Source organism: Teichococcus vastitatis, assembly GCF_003604215.1.
GTDB classification, from domain to species: domain Bacteria; phylum Pseudomonadota; class Alphaproteobacteria; order Acetobacterales; family Acetobacteraceae; genus Pseudoroseomonas; species Pseudoroseomonas vastitatis.
Map to the genome: position 1 here is coordinate 77935 of NZ_QXGS01000002.1, position 19716 is coordinate 97650.

The 19716-nt window shown below is 68.7% G+C and carries 20 protein-coding genes and 1 tRNA gene; 11 read left to right on the top strand and 10 right to left on the bottom strand.

What is annotated here, in order from left to right:
- Positions 1-74 precede the first annotated feature (74 nt).
- Both D2K64_RS04015 and D2K64_RS04020 read right to left on the bottom strand, forming a co-directional pair.
- Positions 75-1706, bottom strand: a complete 1632-nt coding sequence (locus tag D2K64_RS04015; RefSeq protein WP_120006940.1) for an FGGY-family carbohydrate kinase — start codon at positions 1704-1706, stop codon at positions 75-77.
- A 26-nt stretch (positions 1707-1732) separates the two neighbouring features.
- Positions 1733-2539 (bottom strand): DeoR family transcriptional regulator, encoded by an 807-nt coding sequence (locus tag D2K64_RS04020; protein ID WP_120006941.1) that lies wholly within the window; start codon positions 2537-2539, stop codon positions 1733-1735.
- Between the two features lie 129 nt (positions 2540-2668).
- Here D2K64_RS04020 and deoC point away from each other — a divergent pair, with 129 nt between their 5' ends.
- From deoC to rbsK, 7 genes are all read left to right on the top strand, one after another.
- The gene (gene deoC / locus D2K64_RS04025) at positions 2669-3367 is read left to right on the top strand and encodes a deoxyribose-phosphate aldolase (RefSeq protein WP_120006942.1); all 699 of its coding nucleotides are present in this window, start codon (positions 2669-2671) and stop codon (positions 3365-3367) included.
- A gap of 33 nt (positions 3368-3400) precedes the next feature.
- A complete protein-coding gene (locus tag D2K64_RS04030; RefSeq protein ID WP_162306146.1) occupies positions 3401-4474 on the top strand; it encodes an autoinducer 2 ABC transporter substrate-binding protein in 1074 nt (357 codons plus the stop codon).
- 64 nt (positions 4475-4538) lie between these two features.
- The gene (locus D2K64_RS04035; protein ID WP_120006943.1) at positions 4539-6035 is read left to right on the top strand and encodes a sugar ABC transporter ATP-binding protein; all 1497 of its coding nucleotides are present in this window, start codon (positions 4539-4541) and stop codon (positions 6033-6035) included.
- Entirely contained in the window at positions 6032-7024 is a 993-nt protein-coding gene (locus tag D2K64_RS04040) for an ABC transporter permease (RefSeq protein ID WP_120006944.1), read from the top strand. Before D2K64_RS04035 ends, D2K64_RS04040 begins: the two co-directional genes overlap by 4 nt.
- A gap of 16 nt (positions 7025-7040) precedes the next feature.
- Positions 7041-8033, top strand: a complete 993-nt coding sequence (locus tag D2K64_RS04045; RefSeq protein ID WP_120006945.1) for an ABC transporter permease — start codon at positions 7041-7043, stop codon at positions 8031-8033.
- 2 nt (positions 8034-8035) lie between these two features.
- The gene (locus D2K64_RS04050; RefSeq protein ID WP_120006946.1) at positions 8036-9130 is read left to right on the top strand and encodes an aldose 1-epimerase family protein; all 1095 of its coding nucleotides are present in this window, start codon (positions 8036-8038) and stop codon (positions 9128-9130) included.
- Complete coding sequence (gene rbsK / locus D2K64_RS04055; protein WP_120006947.1) at positions 9127-10059, top strand: ribokinase; 933 nt, start codon at positions 9127-9129, stop codon at positions 10057-10059. Before D2K64_RS04050 ends, rbsK begins: the two co-directional genes overlap by 4 nt.
- Here rbsK and D2K64_RS04060 read toward each other — a convergent pair.
- From D2K64_RS04060 to D2K64_RS04085, 6 genes are all read right to left on the bottom strand, one after another.
- Positions 10052-11191, bottom strand: coding sequence for an FAD-dependent oxidoreductase (locus D2K64_RS04060; protein ID WP_157985711.1), 1140 nt, complete (start codon positions 11189-11191; stop codon positions 10052-10054). The genes rbsK and D2K64_RS04060 overlap by 8 nt on opposite strands.
- A 43-nt stretch (positions 11192-11234) precedes the next feature.
- Positions 11235-12038 carry an aldose epimerase family protein gene (locus tag D2K64_RS04065; protein ID WP_120006949.1) on the bottom strand — a complete coding sequence of 268 codons (804 nt, stop codon included), beginning with the start codon at positions 12036-12038 and terminating at the stop codon, positions 11235-11237.
- Between the two features lie 9 nt (positions 12039-12047).
- Positions 12048-12893: an NAD-dependent epimerase/dehydratase family protein gene (locus tag D2K64_RS04070; RefSeq protein WP_120006950.1), complete on the bottom strand. Its 846-nt coding sequence runs from the start codon at positions 12891-12893 to the stop codon at positions 12048-12050.
- A gap of 18 nt (positions 12894-12911) precedes the next feature.
- Entirely contained in the window at positions 12912-14210 is a 1299-nt protein-coding gene (locus D2K64_RS04075; protein ID WP_306418933.1) for a TRAP transporter large permease, read from the bottom strand.
- A 7-nt stretch (positions 14211-14217) separates the two neighbouring features.
- On the bottom strand, positions 14218-14724 hold the full coding sequence (locus tag D2K64_RS04080; RefSeq protein WP_157985712.1) for a TRAP transporter small permease: 507 nt from the start codon (positions 14722-14724) through the stop codon (positions 14218-14220).
- Between the two features lie 79 nt (positions 14725-14803).
- Positions 14804-15784, bottom strand: a complete 981-nt coding sequence (locus D2K64_RS04085; RefSeq protein WP_238384002.1) for a TRAP transporter substrate-binding protein — start codon at positions 15782-15784, stop codon at positions 14804-14806.
- A 144-nt stretch (positions 15785-15928) separates the two neighbouring features.
- Between D2K64_RS04085 and D2K64_RS04090 the strand changes: the two genes are divergently transcribed.
- Together D2K64_RS04090 and D2K64_RS04095 are read left to right on the top strand one after the other, a co-directional pair.
- Entirely contained in the window at positions 15929-17287 is a 1359-nt protein-coding gene (locus D2K64_RS04090; RefSeq protein ID WP_120006953.1) for an amidase, read from the top strand.
- Between the two features lie 65 nt (positions 17288-17352).
- Positions 17353-17429: transfer RNA gene (locus tag D2K64_RS04095), tRNA-Arg, on the top strand.
- Positions 17430-17468: 39 nt separating this feature from the next.
- Here D2K64_RS04095 and D2K64_RS04100 read toward each other — a convergent pair.
- A complete protein-coding gene (locus D2K64_RS04100) occupies positions 17469-17984 on the bottom strand; it encodes a metallophosphoesterase family protein (protein ID WP_120006954.1) in 516 nt (171 codons plus the stop codon).
- Between the two features lie 160 nt (positions 17985-18144).
- Between D2K64_RS04100 and D2K64_RS04105 the strand changes: the two genes are divergently transcribed.
- Complete coding sequence (locus tag D2K64_RS04105; RefSeq protein WP_157985713.1) at positions 18145-18321, top strand: hypothetical protein; 177 nt, start codon at positions 18145-18147, stop codon at positions 18319-18321.
- Between the two features lie 642 nt (positions 18322-18963).
- Positions 18964-19248 (top strand): hypothetical protein, encoded by a 285-nt coding sequence (locus tag D2K64_RS04110; RefSeq protein WP_120006956.1) that lies wholly within the window; start codon positions 18964-18966, stop codon positions 19246-19248.
- Between the two features lie 103 nt (positions 19249-19351).
- On the opposite strand, the gene D2K64_RS24220 is transcribed toward D2K64_RS04110, so the two are convergent.
- Positions 19352-19642, bottom strand: a complete 291-nt coding sequence (locus tag D2K64_RS24220; protein ID WP_157985714.1) for a hypothetical protein — start codon at positions 19640-19642, stop codon at positions 19352-19354.
- Positions 19643-19716 lie beyond the last annotated feature (74 nt).

Below are 19716 nucleotides of genomic sequence, written 5' to 3' on the forward strand. Positions count from 1 at the left end.
ACAACTCGCGCAGGCTAGGCCCGGCGCCGCCGCCCGGCACGTGATCGTTGAATGACCGCTCCGCCGGCCGCCGGTCACCCCGCCATCAGCGCGCGGTAAGCCATCTGGTCGTCATGCATGCGGCGGAACACGGCGTATTTGGCATCGTGGAACCGCCGCACCGGGCCGCCCCCCGCCTCGATCACCGCGCCGGCGCGGCTCATCGCCGCCATCGCCGCCGGCAGGTCCGGCTGCACCCCGCCTGCCACGGCGCCCAGCATGGCGGCGCCGAGCAGGATCGCCTCCGGCTCCGCCGGCAGCACGATGCGGCAGCCGGTGGCATCGGCGTGCTCGCGCAGGAAGACCGGGTTCTTGGTGCCGCCGCCGCAGGCCAGCACCGTGTCGATGCGGTAGCCCTGCTCGTTCAGCGTCTCGATGATGTGCCGCGTTCCGTAGGCCACCGCCTGCACGGTGGCGAGGTACAGCACCGCGAGGTCGTCCGCCGTGGCTGAGAGCCGCAGCCCGGACACCATGCCGCGCAGCGAGGCATCGGCGCGCGGCGAGCGGTTGCCATGGAAATCGGGCATCACGTGCAGCGCGTCGGTGAGCAGCGCCGGGAATGGCAGCCCGCTGGCCAGTGAGGCGACGCGCTCATTCAGCGCCTGGTAGATGCTGGTGCCGGCCTGCCGCGCCGCCTCCGCCAGGGCCGGATAGGCGGCGTGGGTGGTGATCACATGGTCGATCAGCGCGCCGGTGGCGGATTGCCCACCCTCGTTCAGCCACAGCCCCGGCTGCATCGCGGAATAATACGGCCCCCACACTCCCGGCACGAAGCGGGGCGAGGCGGACACCGCCATGTGGCAGGAAGAGGTGCCGCCCACCAGCGCGACGCGACGCAGCAACGCCGGCTCGTCCGGCGCCGCGCCGTCCAGCGCCGCGCCGATGACCCCGAGTCCCCCGGCATGCGCGTCGATGGCCGAGGTGCCGACGGCGATGCCGGCCGGCAGCCCGAACTCCGCCGCCGCTGCCGCGCTCAGCCCGCCGCCGATCGGATGGCCGACCGGCAGGATGGCGGTGCCGATGCGGCGGAAATCGTCCTCCACCAGCTCCTCCAGCCCGATGGCGCGGAAAAAGCCCTCATCCCAGCGCCCCTCCTGGCCAAGATAGGTCCATTTGCAGACGGTGGAGCACAGCGAGCGGGACGCGCTGCCGGTGGCGCGCCAAGTGAGGAAATCCGGCAGGTCGAAGAAATATGCGGCGCGCGCCCAGGCCTCCGGCAGGTGCCGCTTCAGCCAAAGCAGCTTCGGCGTCTGCATCTCCAGCGACACCTTGCCGCCGACATAGCGCAGCACATCATGGCCGCCGGCGTTGATCAGCTCCGCCTCGGCACCGGCGCGATGGTCCATCCAGACGATGATGTCCTGCTCTGGCGCTGCATCGGGGCTGGCGCTGACCGGCGCCCCCGCCGCATCCAGCACCACCAGCGAGCAGGTGGCGTCGAAGCCGATGCCGCGCACGGCGGCAGGATCGAGCCCCTCCATGGCCGCGCGCACCGCTGCGCCCACCGCAGCCCAGATATCGGCCGAGGATTGCTGCGCGAAATCCGGACGCGGCCGCCACATCCGGATCGGCCGCACCGCCTGCGCCAGCATGCGGCCTGCGGGCGTGAAGGCGGCGGCGCGGGCACTGCCGGTTCCCACATCCACGCCGATCAGGATGGTCTGCATCGGATTGCTTCTCCTGCAAGGCCGGATCAGGCGCCGGCGGGTGCGGTGTCCAGCCGTGATCCGGCGCGCAGCAACGGCGTCGCCGCCTCCGGGCGCTCCAGCGGACTGGTTACGATGCGCTCAAAGGCCGAGACGGGCGCGAAGAAGGCCGGCTTCAGCCGGCCAAGCTTGCTGCTGTCCACCACCAGCACCGATTGCGCGGCGGAGGCGATGGCGGCCTGCTTCACCGGCACCTCGTTGAAGTTGGTGCAGGTGACGCCGCGCGTGGCATGCACGCCGCCGGCCGAGAGAAAGGCCTTGTTGATGCGCAGGCGGCGCAGGCTGGCCAGCGCCTCGTCCGAGGCGAAGGTGGCGGAAGCCGGATGGAACACTCCGCCCAGCAGCACCAGCTGCGTTTGCGGCCGGCGGCTGAGCAGCTGCGCGATGTTGAGGGCGTAGCAGGCGACCGTGAGGAACAAGCCGGGGGGAAGGGCTTCCACCAGATGCGGCATGGTGGTGCCGCAATCGATGAACAGCGTGTCGCCCTCCTCCACCAGGCTGGCCGCCCGGCGCGCGGCCTGGCGCTTGGCGGCGGCGTGGCTGTCCTGCTCGCGCTCCAGCGCGTAGCCGCGGCGGGAGGGGCCGTCGCCGAGCGGAACCACATGGCCGCCCAGCAGGCTGAAAGGCTGGCCGGTGCGGGCCAGATCGCGCCGCAAGGTCATGGAGGACACGCCGAGCGCCGCCGCCGCATCCCCGAGCCGGGTCGGGCCGCCCTGGCGCAGCATGTCCTGCAACTGCGCCAGCCGGCTCCTGCGCCGCAGATCGGAGGCGCCGAGAGGTTCGCCCTCCGCCATTGTGCTGTCCCCTGGACGGTGCCCGGCTTGACGGCCGGTCCCCTTAATGTGACGATTATAACAATAGAAACAAAACTAACAATCTGAGGGGCGGCCGTTCACGCGACGTTCCTGAGGACCGCCATCTCCATGATCCATCCCGTCGCCACACCCCGGACGCCCGCCGAACTCGCGCCGCTGATCGACCATACGCTGCTGAAGGCCGATGCCACGGAAGCGGAGCTGCGGCGCTACTGCGCCGAGGCGGCGGAGCACCATTTCTGCTCGGTTTGTGTCAATCCGGCCCATGTGGCGCTGGTGGCCGGCGCGTTGCGCGGCACGGGGGTGAAGACCTGCTCGGTGGTGGGCTTCCCGCTCGGCGCCACCCTGCCCGAGACCAAGAAGGCCGAAACCGCGAGCGCGGTGCGCGATGGCGCCGACGAGATCGACATGGTGATCAACATCGGCGCGCTGCGCGACAACAAGCTCGATGCGGTGCGTGCCGACATCGCGGCCGTGCGGGCCGCCTGCCCCGGCAAGGTGCTGAAGGTCATCATCGAGACCTGCCTGCTGGATGACGAGCAGAAGCGCACCGCCTGCCGGCTTTCGGCCGAGGCGGGCGCCGATTTCGTCAAGACCTCGACCGGATTTTCCACCGGCGGCGCCACGGTTGCCGATGTGGCGCTGATGCGCCAAACGGTGGGCCAGGCGCTGGGTGTCAAGGCGTCGGGCGGCGTGCGGACATGGGATGCGGCGCAGGCGCTGATCGCCGCCGGCGCCACGCGGATCGGCGCCAGTTCCGGTGTCGCGTTGATCACCGGCGCGCCGGCCGCCTCCGGCAGCTACTGACAGGCAGGGCCTGACCAGGGAAGGAAATAAGCAATGGTTGAGTTCAACAGGCGCTCCTTCAATGCGCTAAGCGGCGCGGCGATGATGGCGGCGATCATGGGCCGTCCGGCCTGGGCCCAGGGAACATCGGGCGGGGCGGCGGTGGATGCCAGCAAGGTGTCCGGAGACATCAACGCCAAATCGGCCAAGAAGCGCGTCATTGCGACGGTGGTGAAGGTGGACGGCATCGCCTGGTTCGACCGCATGCGCGCGGGCGTCACGCAGTTCGGCCGCGACCAGGGCCACGACACCTGGATGATCGGTCCGAGCCAGGCCGATGCCGCCGCGCAGGTGCAGCTGGTGGAAAGTCTGATCGCCCAGGGCGTCGACGCCATCTGCATCGTTCCCTTCTCGGTCGAGGCGGTGGAGCCGGTGCTGCAGAAGGCGCGGCGCCAGGGCATCGTGGTGATCTCGCACGAGGCGGCGGGGCTGGAGAACATCGACTACGACATCGAGGCCTTCGACAACCACGCCTATGGCGCCAAGCTGATGGAAGTGCTGGGGCGCGACATGGGCGGCGAGGGCAAGTACGTCGCCACCGTCGGCAGCCTGACCTCGCAGTCGCAGATGGAATGGATCGACGGCGCCGTCGCCTACCAGAAGCAGCACTTCCCGAAGATGCAGGAGGTGACGCGGCGCATCGAGACCTATGACGACGCCACCACCGACTACAACAAGCTCAAGGAAGTGCTCACTGCCTATCCCGACCTGAAGGGGATCGTCGGCGCGCCGATGCCGACCTCGGCCGGCGCCGGCCGTCTGATCGCGGAGCGCAACCTGAAGGGCAAGCTGTTCTTCTCCGGCACCGGGCTGGTGTCCGTCGCCGGGCAGTACCTGCGCAACGGCGACATCAACTACATCCAGTTCTGGGACCCGGCGGTGGCCGGCTACGCCATGAACGTCCTGGCGGTGATGGCGCTGGCCAAGAAGGACATCAAGGCGGGGCTGAACCTCGGCCTCGCGGGCTATGAGAGCCTGCAGGTGCCCGATGCCAAGAAGCCCGGCGTGCTGGTTGGCCAGGGCTGGGTCGGGGTCACCAAGGACAACATGGCGCAGTATAATTTCTGAGCCCAACTTCTGATCCGGAACGGGGCGGCCCCGCGCCGCCCCGTTTCCTGTGCAACGGACCCGCATGACCGCACCGCTGATCGAACTGCGCCACATCGGCAAGAGCTTCGCCGCCGTGCGCGCGCTGGATGACGTATCCCTCAGCATCGGCCGGGGCGAGATCCACTGCCTGGCCGGCGAAAACGGCTCCGGCAAGTCGACGCTGATCAAGGTGATCTCCGGCGTCTGGCAGCCGGATCAGGGGGAGATCCTGATCGACGGGCAGCCGGTGGGCGGGCTGACGCCGCGCTCCGCCATCGCCCACGGCGTGCAGGTCATCTACCAGGATTTCTCGCTGTTCCCGAACCTCAGCGTGGCGGAGAACCTGGCGCTCAGCAGCGAGTTGCAGGAAGGCCGCAAGCTGGTGTCCTGGCGCCGCGTGCGCCGGATCGCGGCGGAGGCCATCGCCAAGCTCGGCGTCGACCTCGACCTCGACGCGCTGGTGGAAACGCTGCCCACCGCCGGCAAGCAGCTGGTGGCCATCGCCCGCGCGCTGATGTCGGACCCCCGCCTGCTGATCATGGACGAGCCGACCACCGCGCTGACCGGGCGCGAGGTGGAGGCGCTGTTCCGCGTGGTGCGCGACATCCAGTCGCGCGGCATCGCCGTGCTGTTCGTCAGCCACAAGATGCGAGAGATGCTGGAGATCAGCGAGCGGCTGACGGTGATCCGTTCCGGCCGCGTGGTCGCCGCCGGCCCGATCTCCGAGTTCGACGAGAACAAGATCACCCGCGCTATGACCGGCCAGGAGATCGCGGCGGAGGGCTATCGCTGGAATGGCGATCCGCGCGGCAAGCCGCTGCTGGAAGTGGCGGCGCTGAGCATTCCCGGCCAGCTGGAGAACATCGCGCTGCGCATCATGCCGGGCGAGATCGTGGGCGTGTCCGGCCTGCTCGGCTCCGGCCGCACCGAGCTGGCGCTGACGCTGTTCGGCATGAAGCCGGGCTACCAGGGCCGCGTCCGCATCGACGGGCGTGAGGTGCGGCTCGACAGCGTGCAGGAAGCCATCGGCCACGGCATCGCCTATGTCCCCGAGGACCGGCTGACCGAGGGCCTGTTCCTGACCCAGACCATCGACCGCAACATGCTGGTCACCTCGCATGACCGGCTGTCGCGGGGCGGCGTCATGCAGGGCGGCCGCGCGGCGCGCGAAGCATCCGGCATGATCCGCGAGATGGCCATCGCCACCCCGACCGGGGACCGCCCGGTGACGCAGCTCTCGGGCGGCAACCAGCAGCGCGTGGTGATCGGCCGCTGGCTGATGAACGATCCCCGCCTGTTGATCCTGAACGGCCCGACCGTAGGCGTCGATGTCGGCTCCAAGGCCGGCATCCACCGCAAGATCCGTGAGCTGGCTCAGTCGCGCGGGCTCGGCGTGCTGATGATTTCCGATGACCTGCCGGAGCTGGTGGACCATTGCAACCGCATCCTGGTGCTGCATCGCGGCCGGCTGGTGTCCGACACCCCGGCGGCGGAAACGAACGAGGCCAAGCTGAGCGAGATGCTGGGAGCGCTGGCATGAGGTCCCTGGCCCTCGCCCTGCGGCGGCATCCGGAATGGATGGTGGCCGCCGTGCTGGTGGTCGCCGTGGTGACGATCGGGCTGATCAACCCGGTGTTCTGGCAGCCCGCCAACATCTTCAGCCTGCTGCGCGCCTCGGTGATCACCGGGATCCTGGCGCTGGCCGTGCTGCTGGTGATGCTGTCGGGCGGCATCGACGTGTCCTTTCCCGCCTTCGCCATCGCCGCCATGTACCTGACGGTGCGGGCGATGGTTGCCTGGGGCTTTGACGGCGTGCTGCTGCCCTTCGCCATGGCGACGGCCATCGGCATCGGCCTCGGCCTGGTGAATGCCGCCTTCGTGCATTACCTGCGCATGATCCCGCTGATCGTGACGCTGGGCACCGGCACCGCGGTGCGCGGCTTCATTCTGGGCGTGGTCGGCACCAGCCAGATCAACATCGACCAGATGCCGCCGCTGCTGATCAACTTCGCCCGGCAGGACCTGTTCACCGTGACGCAAGCGGATGGCAGCCCGGCCGGCCTGTCCGCCATGGTGCTGCTCTACGCTGTGATCGCGCTGCTGGTGCATCTGATGCTGCGCCACACCATGATGGGCCGCTCCATCTACGCCCTGGGCGGCGGCGAGGAGGCGGCGCGGCGCGTCGGCTTCAACACCCGCCGCACCACCTTCTTCATCTACGGCCTGGCCGGCGCGCTGGCCGGCTTCGCCGGCCTGCTGCACGGCGCCATGATCTGGACCGCCAACCCGCGCGACATGGTCGGACTGGAGCTGGACGTGATCGCCGCCGTGGTGCTGGGCGGCGCCTCGATCTTCGGCGGGCGGGGCAGCGTGATCGGCACGATGCTCGGCGTGCTGACGCTGGTGGTGATCACCAACAGCCTGATCATCCTGGGCGTCGACACCACCTGGCAGCGCGTGGTGGTGGGCCTGATCGTGATTGCGGCCACGGCGGCGACCGCCTGGCGCGACCGCAAGCGCATCGCCTGAGCAGGGGCACCGCATCATGACCGCGATCACCCGGCGCCTGCGCCGCCTCGACACCAACCTGCTGCAGCTGGTGCTGCTGACGGTGCTGATCTTCGCCGGCATGGCGGCGCTGAACCCGGACCGTTTCCTGCGGCCCTATGTGTTCGAATCCATCACCTTCATCGCGCCGGAACTCGGCCTGCTGGCCATCGCGATGATGGTGGCGATGCTGACCGGCGGCATCGATCTCTCGGTGATCGGCATCGCCAATCTGGCCTGCATCCTGGCCGGGCTGTTCTTTCACGCGGTCGGCGCGCCGCGCGGGCCGGATCTGGTGAACCTTTCCTGGCCGCTGGTGGCGGCGGGCATCGGCATCGCCTTGGGCACCGGGCTGGTCGCCGGCGCCATCAACGGGCTGTTGATCACCCGACTGCGCGTCACGCCGATCCTGGCCACCATCGGCACTGGGCAGGTGTTCACCGGCATCTGCCTGGTGCTGACCGGCGGCCCCGCGGTGGTGGGCTTTCCGAGGCTGTGGGGCCAGATCGGCAACGGCACCGCCTTCGGCATCGCCGTGCCGCTGATCGTGTTCCTGGTGGTGGCCGGGCTGGTGTGGTTCATCCTGTCGCGCACCGCCTTCGGCATCAACCTGGCGCTGATCGGCACCAACGCCCGCGCGGCGGCCTTTGCCGGGCTGCGCACCGGGCGCACCGTGTTCCTGTCCTACGTGCTGACCGGCGGGCTGGCCAGCATTGCCGGCATCCTGCTGTCCGGCCGCACCAACGCGGCGAAATCGGATTACGGCGTGTCCTACCTGTTGCAGGCTGTGCTGATCGCGGTGCTGGCCGGCACCAACCCCGCGGGCGGGCGCGGCTCGGTGCCGGGCATCATCCTGGCGCTGGTGGCGCTGATGCTGCTCTCCTCGGGGCTGCAGATGATGCGCTTCTCCAACTTCCTGGTGGACCTGATCTGGGGCGGCTTCCTGCTGCTCTCGATCGCGCTCGCTGCCTGGCGCAACCGGGTGCGCTGAGCATGACCGCCACCATTCCGCTATTCCCCGAACTGGCCACCGAGGCCGAGCGCCGCGTGCTCACCGCCGGCGAGTTGACCGCCGGCCTGTTCCGCTACGGCACCGGCGTCCCGGCGCTGCGCCTGCGCAACGGGCGGGGCGAGGTGGTGGTGCTGCCCTGGATGGGCGGCATGATCTGGTCGGCCCAGTTCGACGGCGTCGACCTCGCCATGCAGAGCGGCTTCGACGCGCCGCGCCCGGCCTCCACCATCGCCGAGACCTATGGCTGCTTCGCCTTCCACAGCGGGCTGCTGCGCAATGGCGTGCCGTCGGCGGAGGACGACCATCCGGCGCATGGCGAATTTCCCTGCGCGGCCATGGACCGCGCCTTTCTGGAATGCGGCGAGGATGAGGGCGGCGCTTTCCTGCGCCTCGTCAGCGTGCGGGAGCACGTGATGGGCTTCGGCGCGCATTACCTGGCGCAGCCCCGGGTGACGCTGCGGCCGGGCGATTCGCTGTTCGACATTGGCCTTTCCGTGCGCAACCTGTCGGGCAAGCCGATGGAGTTGATGTATATGTGCCACGTCAACTTCGCCTTCGTGCCCGGCGGACGATGCGTGCAGCCGGTACCCTTCACGCCGGAGCGCACCGTGGTGCGCCGCGCAGTGCCTGCGCATGTGCGGCCCGATCCCGGTTACCTGGCGCTGATCGACGATCTTGCGCGCGACCCGGCGCGCATGGCGGTGCTGGGGGAGCCGGAACTCTACGACCCGGAGCAGGTCTTCTACCTGAAGCGGCCCGGCACTGATGCGCGCGGCGACACCCACCTGATGCTGCAACGGCCGCAGGGCGATGGCTTTGCGCTCTCCTACCCGCCCGCCGCCTTCCCGCACACGGTGCGCTGGATCCTGAACGACCCGGACCAGAAGGTGGCGGCCTTCGCCCTGCCCTCCACCTGCGAACCGGAAGGCTACGCGGCGGAGCAGCGCAAGGGCCATGTGCGGCAGCTGCCGCCGGGCGGGCAGGCCGAGTTCCGCGTCCGCGCCGGCTACCTCGACGCGGGCGGCGCCGGCCGCATGGCATCCTTGATCCAGGGGCTGGAGGAAACGCGGCCATGAGCACGCGCATCGGTGTGGTCGGCAGCAACATGGTCGACCTCGTCAGCTACATCGACAGGATGCCGGAAGCGGGGGAAACCCTGGCGGCACCCTCCTTCGCCATGGGCCATGGCGGCAAGGGCGCCAATCAGGCGGTGGCCGCGGCCAGGCTCGGCGCCGAGGTGCTGATGGTCAGCCGCGTCGGCGAAGATCTGTTCGGCGAGGGCACCATCCGCAACCTCCGGGAGCTCGGCATCGACACGCGCCACGTCTGGGCGGTGCCGGGCCAGCAGAGCGGCGTGGCGCCGATCTTCGTGGAGCGCTCAGGCGAGAACCGAATCCTGATCATCAAGGGCGCCAACGAGCACTTGCTGCCCGCCGACGTGGGCGCGGCGGCCGCCGATCTGCGGCAATGCGGGCTGATCCTGCTGCAGCTCGAGGTGCCGCTGGACACCATCTACCACACCATCGCCTGGGCGGCGCGCGAGGGCATCGAGGTGCTGCTGAACCCGGCCCCCGCCGTGCCGGAGCTCGACGTGTCGCGCATCCTGGCCGCCTCCTTCCTGGTGCCGAACCAGACCGAGCTGGCCATCCTGACCAACATGCCCACCGATACGCCTGCGCAGGCCGAGGCGGCGGCGCGCAGCCTCGTCGCGCGCGGGTTGCGGACGGTGATCGTGACGCTGGGCGCCGATGGCGCCTTGCTGGTGACGGACGGGCCGGCCGTGCACATCCCGCCGGTGCGGGTGCAGCCGCACGACACCACCGGCGCCGGCGACGCCTTCATCGGCGCTTTCGCGCAGCACTATGTCCGCTCCCGCGACGTAGCGGCGGCGATGCGCTGGGGCGCCGCCTATGCGGCCGATTCCATCACCCGCCCCGGCACGCAGAAGGCCTTCGCCGACCTGGCCACCTTTCAGCGGTTTCGCGCGGCATGCGGCCTTACCTGAGGGTCGGGCCGGACATTGCTGGGATGGTGCCGACCGGCGCCGCCCCGCCCTGCCCCGCCGCCCAGCCCGGCAGCGCCCGGAGATCCCAGGCCCCCACCGCCAGCCCGAGCACGGCGCCGAACTTGAAGCCGTGGCCGGAGAATCCGCTCATCACCACGCAGCGCTCGCCGACCGGCTCCACCACGAAGCGCTCCTCCGGCTCCACGTCGTAGTAGCAAGCGCGCGCCTCGAGAACGCGGTAGCTTTCCGCGTCGCGCAGGCGCGGGCGGGCCAGTTCCAGGATAGCTTCCGCCTCGGCGGCGAGGGCCTCGCGCGGGTCCTCCGCGTCGCCGTGGCAGGAGAAGCGGTGATCGCCGATCTTCAGCCGCGTGCCCTGCACCGGCGGCACGGCGTAGAAGCCGCCCGCTGCCGACAGGTCCAGGATCATCGGCGCGGCGGCCCAGGCGGCGCGGTGCTGCGGCGGCGGCTCCAGATACACCACGATCTGGCGGGACGGCGTGACGCGCGCCGACAGGCCGGGGATCAGGCGCGGGGCCCAGGGGCCGGCGGCCAGCACCAGCCGTCCGGCCTGCAGGGTGCGGCCATCCTCCAGCACCAGAACGGCGCGCGCCGGGTCCACCGCCGTGGCGCGGCCCCGGATGAAGCCGACGCCGCGTTGCCGCAGATGCGCCGCCAGCAACGTGACGATGCGGCCGGCCAGCAGCACACCGCCCTCCGCCATGTGAAAGGCGTCGTCCAGGTCGGCGGCCCGGATCATCGGGAAGTGTGTGGCCAGGTCGGCGGCGCCGAGGTCCCGCACCGGGTGCCCGGCGCCCCGCAGCGTGGCGCGGCTTTCATCGAGCCATCCGGCGCCACCATCGCCCAGCGCCAGAACGCCGGTGCGGGCATAGGGCACCTCGCCCAGTTCCTGCCAGAGCAGGTCCCAGGCGGCATAGGCATCGTCCACCATGCGCATGTAGCCGGCGGCGGCACCATAAGCGTGGCGGATCAGCCGGTGCTCGTCGACGCTGCTGCCGCGCGGGTTAGGCACCGCGTCCTGTTCCACCACGGTGACGGAATGCCCAGCCCGCAACAGGCCCCAGGCGGCGGAAAGGCCCATGATCCCGGCCCCGAGGACAAGCGCGTCTGCCATGCGGCACAGCATGCGCCGCAAACCCGCGATCTGGCCAGGGGCCTCAGCCGCGTACGGTCAGCACCAGCCGCCCGGCCATGGCCTCGCCAGGCTCCAGCACCCGCATGCTGCCCAGGGCGGCGAAGTGCGGCCGGTTGATCACGTCGGGAACGTGGCTGACCGGCTCCAGGCAGATCACCGGCCGATCCTCAGGGGCGAAGAACTGCAGATTGCCGGCCCAGTCGCCCTCCGCGGCCAGGTGAAGGGACAGGTCGGGGCGGCGCAGCGCGGCCTCGCCCGTCCAGCCGGCGAAATGCCGGTCGATCCCCAGCCATTCGGACTCACCGCCATCCAGCCCCGGGGTGCTGAACGCTTCCACCGGAAGGCTGCGCGCATCGGTGCGGAACGCCGAGCCGGTCCGCAGATGCACCGAGCAACCCGCCGGCCGCGCGAACCAGGGATGCCAGCCCAGCCCCATCGGGCATGGCTCCGCTCCCATGTTGCGCAGGCTGAGCGCCATCGCCAGCCCGGCCTCGCCCAGCGTGACCTGCAGCCGCGCCGCGTAGTGGAAGGGCGGGCGCGAGAGGGATTGCACCAGCACCGCGTCCTGGTCCAAGGCCTGTTCCACGGTCCAGGGCGCATCGCGCCCCAGCCCGTGCAGGGCGTTGCCCGCCGCCTCGTTCACCGGCAAGTCGTAGGTTTTGCCGTTCCAGGGGAAGCGGCCGCCATCCAACCGGTTGCACCAGGGCAGCATCCAGAAAGCGCCCTGCGCCGCCAGCAGGTCCCGCCCCCGATGCTGCAACAGGGTCAGGGACGCGCCGCGTTCCGGCGCCAGTTCCAGGCTCCAGGGACCTGCCGCGAGGCGCATGACGGTCCCTCAGTCTTCCAGGGCGAAAGGATCGCGCGGGCTGGGCGTTGCGCGGCTGTAGCCGGTGCCGGTGTAGCCGCCGCCCTGGTAGCGCTCCACCACCGGATTGCCGGACAGCTTGTTCTCCACCGCCGCGCGGTAATCCTCGGCGGTGTCCTCCGGCTCCCAGCCGATGCGGTCGCGGTGGTCGGCGCCCCAGAAGGTGGCCGGGTTGCGGCTGGCGCCCCAGACCACGGCGTGGCCAAGCTTGGGCGCCTCGATGAAGCGGGCGCAAAGCCGGGTCAGGTCGGCATAGGACAACCAGGTGGCCAGCATGCGCGCATCGGCCGGCTCCGGAAAGGAGCTGCCGATGCGGACATTGAGGTTCTCGACCCCGTGCTTGTCCCAGTACAGCCGGCCCATCAGCTCGCCATATGCCTTGGACAGTCCGTAGAAGCTGTCCGGGCGGAACTCGCAGGTGGCGTCGAGCCTGGCCTCGTTGCCCTGCGGCCGCTCATGGAAGCCGATCGCGTGGTTGGAGGACGCGAACAGCACCCGCGCACCCTCCCGGCGCGCCGCCTCGTAGATGTGGTACAGGCCACGGATGTTGGGGCCGAGCACCGTTTCGAAGGCCTGATCGGTGGAACAGCCGCCGAAATGCAGAATGGCGCCGCAGCCTTCGGCCAGCTGCAGGATGGTGACGCCGTCATTCAGGTCGGCGCGCGTGAAGGTGGCGCCCTCCGGCAGCGCGTCCGGAAAGGGCGTCAGGTCGGTCAGGCGCAGGGTGTAGCCCTGCGCCGCCAGGTCGCGCGCCAGCACACGGCCGAGATTCCCCGAGGCGCCGGTGAGCAGGACAGGTTTCTGGGGAGCAGTCATCGGTTCGGATCCCACGGTTCAGGCGCCATAGCCGAGCAGCAGGCGCGGCAGGGTCAGAGACACCGCCGGCCAGTACGTGGTCAAGGCCAGGGCCAGCATGATCGCGAAGTAGAAGGGCAGGATGGTGCGCATCACCTGCTCGATGCGGATCTTGCCGATGGCGCAACCAACGAACAGAACCGCGCCAACCGGTGGTGTCGTGAGCCCCATGCCCAGATTCATCATCATCACCATGCCGAACTGCACCGGATCCATGCCGATCTGCTGCACCACGGGCAGGAAGATCGGCGTGGTGATCAGGATCAGCGCCGCCATGTCCATGACGCAGCCGAGCAGCAACAGGCACACATTGATCATCAGCAGGATGAGGATGGGATTGTCGCTGATCGCCAGCATGCCGCGCGTCAGCATGTCGGCGAAGCCGTACAGCGCCAGCAGATAGGCGAAGGCGGTCGCGGTGCCCACCAGCAGGAACACCACCGCCGTGGTTCGCACGCTGGCGGCGACGGCCACCAGGAAGTTTTCCCAACTCAGGTTGCGGTACACCAGGAGCGTGACCAGCACAGCCCAGATGGCGCCGAAGGCGGCGCTCTCGGTCACGGTGAAGACGCCGCTGAGCACGCCACCCAGGATGATCACCGCCGTCATCAGCCCGGGCAGCGCGTCGACAAAGGTCCAGGCGAGGTGGCGGAAACCGGCCCAGCCTTCGGACGGATAGCCCCGGCGCACCGCCACGACATAGGCGGCGATGCCGAGGCCGAGGCACATCATCAGGCCCGGCACGATGCCGGCGATGAACAGCGCCGTGACCGAGATGCCGCCGCCGGCCGCCAGCGAATACAGGATCATGTTGTGGCTGGGCGGGATCAGGATGCCGGCAATGGAGGACGTAACCGTCACCGACACGGCGTAATCGACGCCGTATCCCTTGGCTTTCATGGCCGGGATCAGGATGGTGCCGGTGGCGGACGTGTCGGCAACCGCGGAGCCGGAAATGCCGCCGAACAGCATCGAGGTGGACACATCGACGATGCCGAGGCCGCCGCGCATCCAGCCCACCGCCGCGCCGGCCAGGCCGACCAGGCGGCGGGCAATGCCACCATGCAGCATGATCTCGCCGGCGAAGATGAAGAACGGGATGGCGAGCAGCGAGAACATGCTCATTCCCGCGGTCATCTGCTGGAACGCGACCGCCGGGCTCAGCCCTTCATACAGAAAGCCGCAAAGGGCCGCGAGGCCGAGGGTGAAGGCAACAGGCACGCCGGACACGATGCCGAGCACGAAGACGCCGAACAGGATGAGCAGACCGATTTCCACGAGGCGGCTACTCCAGATAGGCGCCGGCGCGCTGCGCCGTGCGTTGATGGTGATAGGCGAGCAGCACCTGTTCGATCGAGAACAGCACGATCAACGCCCCGCTGATGGTGATGGGCAGGTAGGTCCAGACCTGGCTGATGCCGAGCAGCGGGATGCGAATGCCAACCGAGGTTTCGATCAGTTCCCAGGACCATACCGCCATCGCCAGGCCAAACAGGCCCACAACAACATCGGAGGCGGTCTCCACCGCCCATCTGGCCCGCTCCGGCAGCGCCTCGCGGAAGCCGAGCACGGCGAGGTGAAAGCGCTCCCGCACGCCAACGGCGGCAACCGGCAGGGCGATGGTGACGATGGCGAGCGTGGCGGTGCGTTCCACCCAGGTCGGCGTGTCGTTCAGTACGTAGCGGCCGAACACCATCCAGCCCATGATGGCGATCAACCCGACCAGGGCGACGCCCGCGGCGGCGATCACGGCCTGCGACAACAGGTCGAGCAATCTGGAGAACAAGCGCAACTCAGGAAGTCTCCCCGGGCAAGAGATCATGCGCAGCATCGGGATGACGGGACGGCGGATGGCCCGCCGCCCCCGCCGCTCAGCGCGTCTCGCGGATCTGCTCGACCAGCTTGGCCATGCGCGGATCGGAAGCATACTTGTCGTAGACCGGCTTCATCATTGCCGCCCAGGGCGCACGGTCGGTGATCTCGGTCACCTGGGCGCCGCCCTTCACGACCCGGTCGCGGGAAATCTTCTCGCGCTCCGCCCAGAGTTGCCGCTGGTAGGTCGCGCTCTCGCGCGCCGCATCCTTCAGCAGCTTCTTGTCGGCATCGTTCAGCCGGCGCCAGCGTGTGGCGGAAACGGCCAGGACCTCGGGCACGTTGGAGTGCTCGGTGGTGGCGAAGTACTTGGCGACCTCGAAGTGCCGCGTGCTCTCATAGGAGGGCCAGTTGTTCTCGGCCCCGTCCAGGACGCCGGATTGCAGGCTGGTGTAGACCTCGCCGAAGGGCAGAGGCGTCGGGTTGGCGCCGAGGGCCCGCATCAGGTCGATCCAGAGATCCGAGGTCTGCACGCGGATCTTCATGCCCTTCAGGTCCTCGGGCTTGGTCACCGGACGGCGCGTGTACATGCTGCGCGCGCCGGCGTCATACCAGGCCAGCACGACGATGCCGGCCTTCTCCAGATCGGCCGCGATCTCGTCGCCCACCGGGCCATCGACCACCTTGTGCAGGTGATCCACGTCCCGGAACAGGAAGGGCAGCGTCAGCACCTGGGTGGAGGCCGCGAGGTTGTTCAGCGGGCTGAGGTTGAACTCGGCGAAATCAATCGAGCCGAGGCGCATCTGCTGGATGGCCTCATCCTGCTGGCCAAGCTGCGCCGAGTGATAGGGCCTCAACCGGATGCGGTTGTTGCTGCGTTGCGCAACCAGCTCGGCGAACCGATCCATGCCCTGGGACACGGGGTAATCCGGCGGATGGATGTTCCAGCCGCGCCATTCCTGCGCCTGCGATGGCGTCACGCTCCAGCTAAACACCATGGCTGCGGCAGCGACCGCTAATGTAATAAGACGTCGCGTCATCATACGTCTCCCCTCAAATCTTGCTTGTTGTCAGCCTGAGCCGAAAAACCGGCTGTTGTCAATTTCCTGTTTCATCTCCCGGGCTTGCCGCGCGTCGCCCTGCGCCGCAGCATGCGATGCCTGTTCAGAGCCGGAGCCGTCCGCATGCCGCATCGATCCAACAGTCTCCCCGCCGCCGCCGAGGCGCTGGCCTCCGGCCGGACCACGGCGGAAGCCCTGACGGAAGCCGCTCTCGAGCGCATCGCCGATCCTTCCGGGGAAGGGAGCCGGGCCTTTGTGGCCGTGCAGGCGGAGGCGGCCCGCGCCACCGCGCGCGCGATGGACGCGCTGCGCCGGGTCGGTCGCGCGCCGTCCCGCTGGGCGGGCATCCCGATCTCGGTGAAGGACCTGTTCGATCAGCAGGGCGTGCCCACCCGCGCCGGTTCGGTGGCGCTCGATGATGCCCCGCCGGCCGCGGCCACGGCGCCGGCGGTGGCGCGGCTGGAGAGGGCCGGTTTCGTGGTGCTGGGCCGCACCAACATGGTGGAATTTGCCTTCAGCGGCCTGGGCGTGAACCCACATCACGGCACCCCTCTCTCGCCCTATGACCGGGCCACGGGAAGGCTGCCGGGTGGTTCCTCGTCCGGCGCCGCGGTGGCGGTGGCCGATGGCATGGGCCTCGGCGCGCTGGGTTCCGATACCGGTGGCTCCTGCCGGGTGCCGGCGGCGCTGTGCGGCATCGTCGGCTACAAGCCGACGGCGCGGCGCGTGCCGCTGACGGGCGTGCTGCCGCTGTCTCCCAGCCTGGACAGCATCGGGCCGCTGGCCAACAGCGCCGGCTGCTGCGCCGTGCTGCACGGTTTCATGGCAGGGGCCGAGGCCAGCGAGCCGCCGACTGCCGCGTCGGTCGCCGGGCTGCGCATGGCGGTTCCCGAACACAGCTTCCTGTTCGAAGACCTGGAGCCCGCCGTGGTTGACGCCTTCGGGCGTGCCGTGGCGCGGCTGGAAGCGGCCGGGGCGCGGATCGTGCGCATCGACCTGCCGGAACTGGCGGAGATCCCGGCCGCCAATGCCAGGGGCGGCTTCGCGGCGGCGGAGTCCTACGCCTGGCACCGCCAGCTCATCGCCGAGCGCGGCGATCGCTACGACCCGCGCATCATCGCCCGCATCCGCCGCGGTGCCGCGATGGACGCTGCGGATTATCAGGACTTGCTGGCCGCGCGGGCGCGCCTCGTGGCCTCCGCCGCCGCCCGCATGGCCGGCTTCGACGCCGTGCTGTGCCCGACCACCGCGCTGACGCCGCCCGCCATTGCCGCCGTTCAGGATGAGGCGGAATACAGCCGCATCAATCTTCTGCTGTTGCGCAACACCGCTGCCTTTAACTTCCTGGATTCCTGCAGCATCAGCCTGCCCTGCCACCGCGCGGGCGAAGCCCCCGTCGGCCTCATGCTGACCGGGCCCCATGACGGGGACGCCGCCCTGTTCGCCGTGGCCGCCGCGGTGGAGGCGGCGCTGGTGGAGTAGGCGACAGCTTCCTGGCCTTCAGGGCTTCCCACCGCCCTCCGCAGCCGCTAAAGAGGGGCTGGCGAGGACCCGTAGCTCAGCTGGATAGAGCGTTGCCCTCCGAAGGCAAAGGTCGTACGTTCGAATCGTATCGGGTCCGCCATCTTCTCCATCGATGCCGATGGCGCTTCGGTCATGCGCCTCAGGACTTCCGGCTGCGTCGCCGGAAGCTGGCCATGATCTCCGGCAAGGTCACCGGGCGAAACGCCCAGGCATCCACACCGACATCGCATTGACGCGGCATGGGCGTCAGCCGGCCATGGCTGTGCCCGTGGAGGTTGACCGCTCCACGTCCCATGTTGCGCCAACTGCGGAAGGCGTAATGACACAGCACCAGTTGGTGGCGATCGATCTCCAACTCGGCATAGTGCTGCGTGCTCGACCAGCCGGACAAGCCGACGCAGCGTGCATCGTCATTGTTGCCAATCACTAGGTGCTTGCGGCCGGGCAGCCTGGACAGCAGGTCTTCCATGGCATCCTCCGATCGCCCGATCGCGAAGTCTCCCAGGTGCCAGACGTCGTCCTCCGGCAGGATGAGCGCCGTCCAGTGCTGCTCCATCGCCTCGTCCATCGCCGCAACCGAGGAGAAGGGCCGGCGGTAGAGCCCGCGCGCGCCGCCATGCCCGAAATGCGTGTCCGCCGTGAAGTAGGTCGCCATGCATCCTTTCCATGTGGACCGGCCTTCGCATCGCCCTCACGCGATTGTCGCGCGAGCCGCCGGGCATTCCTTGATAAACGTCCGGCTTTGTCGAGGATCCATAGCGCAGCCCATGATGATGTCGCAGAGGCCACCGCGCCCCGCTTTCCTGATCCGGCTGATGAGCGTCGGCCTCCTCTTCGTGCTCGGTGCCGCGATCGCGTACAAGATCAAGCGCATGCTGCAGCTCAATGTCTTTCCCGATGTCGACATGGTGCCGGACGAGGAGTTGAAGGCGCTGCTGCATTACAACGAGGTGAAGGAAGCCGTGATCTGGTTCTTTCACCTGGTGTTCTGATCGCCCTCCACCGCACGGTTCCGACAGCTTTCTCGGCCTGAGGTCCTGACCTTGCATCAGGGAGTGATCCTGCGCCGCAGCCCCGATGCGCCGCCGTGTCACCGACCATCAAGGCGGCTTGCGACGGGGGCGGGATCCTGGACAGCATGATGCGCAGGATCCATCAGGCACCGGGCAGCGCATTTGCGTTCAACCGGCAATGGCCTGCGCGTGGCCCGGGTGCCTAAGCCTCCACCTGACACGGCAGCCAGGGTGCCGCAGATCCAGCACAACTCATCCTGGCGATCGGCCAGAATGCCAAGCTTGTGGTGCGTCCGACCAGAGTAAAGCGTTTTTCCATTCCGGAACCGGACGAATATATCCTGATCGACACACGAGCATCCGGTGCTGTCTTGACACGGCAAGCAACTTCATCTTGAGCGGAGACCCATGGCTCAACGGACCGGCCTCATGCGTGCGCTGTCGCGTGCTCCCCTCAACCTCCTGATCCCGGCAGCCCTGTTGATCCTGTCATCGCTCTGTTGCGGGGGGATTGTGAGCGTTGTGAGAACGGCGTTGGCACCACTGGGCGTTGTTCATCCCCAGCCGGGCCTGCGCCAGGAACTGGCCGCCACGGTGCGACGGATGAGCCCGTCCTTGCCAATGGTCATCCAACCTGGGTCCTATCTCGTGGCCATGTCGGCGCAGGAGAACCGGCTCAAATGCCGCAACGAAGCGACGTTTTCCCTGCCGTTCCGTGAACGCGACGCCATCCTGCCGGAGATCGCCGAGGCGCAGCAGGCATTCGACTGCAGGACCTTCCAGGGCACCCTAGCCCGCGGGGTGGAGATCGAGCATCAGGTCACGGATGCGACCGGCTTCACCTTTTCCACCCGCACCACGGCCGCCGATTGTGCCAGGCTGGCCCTGGCGCGCCTGTCCCACTGAAGCTCGGGCTTCCAGACATCGCCTTCAGGCCGGCAGCAGCAACTGAACGGTCGGCCGCGTGGCTGAAGCAGTTAAAGTAAAAATGGTCGTTTGACTTCGCTGCTCAGCCAATCGGAGGCGGCAGCAGCCATTCCCGGCAATCGGCTTTCAACAATGAGCGCTGCGCCAGCTGGGAAATGTGATGCTCAAAGACGTGGATGACCGCGAAGAGCGCCGAGAGGCCCATAACAAACGAACCCATGCTCATCTTGGATGGCTCCAGCGTTTCCGCGATATCAAGAAGCGAACCGGTGGGCGAGTTTTTGCACATCCGGTTCACCTGTAAACTTGGCAATCCCGAGTCAAACCAAAACGTGATCGAAACTTCTTCGAATTCAGCCGTCGAACACGTCAAATGCGGATCCGACATAGAACCCCCGAAGCAACTCCCACAGAAAGCAAGACAATTTCCGCCGAGCTTCCGGTTGC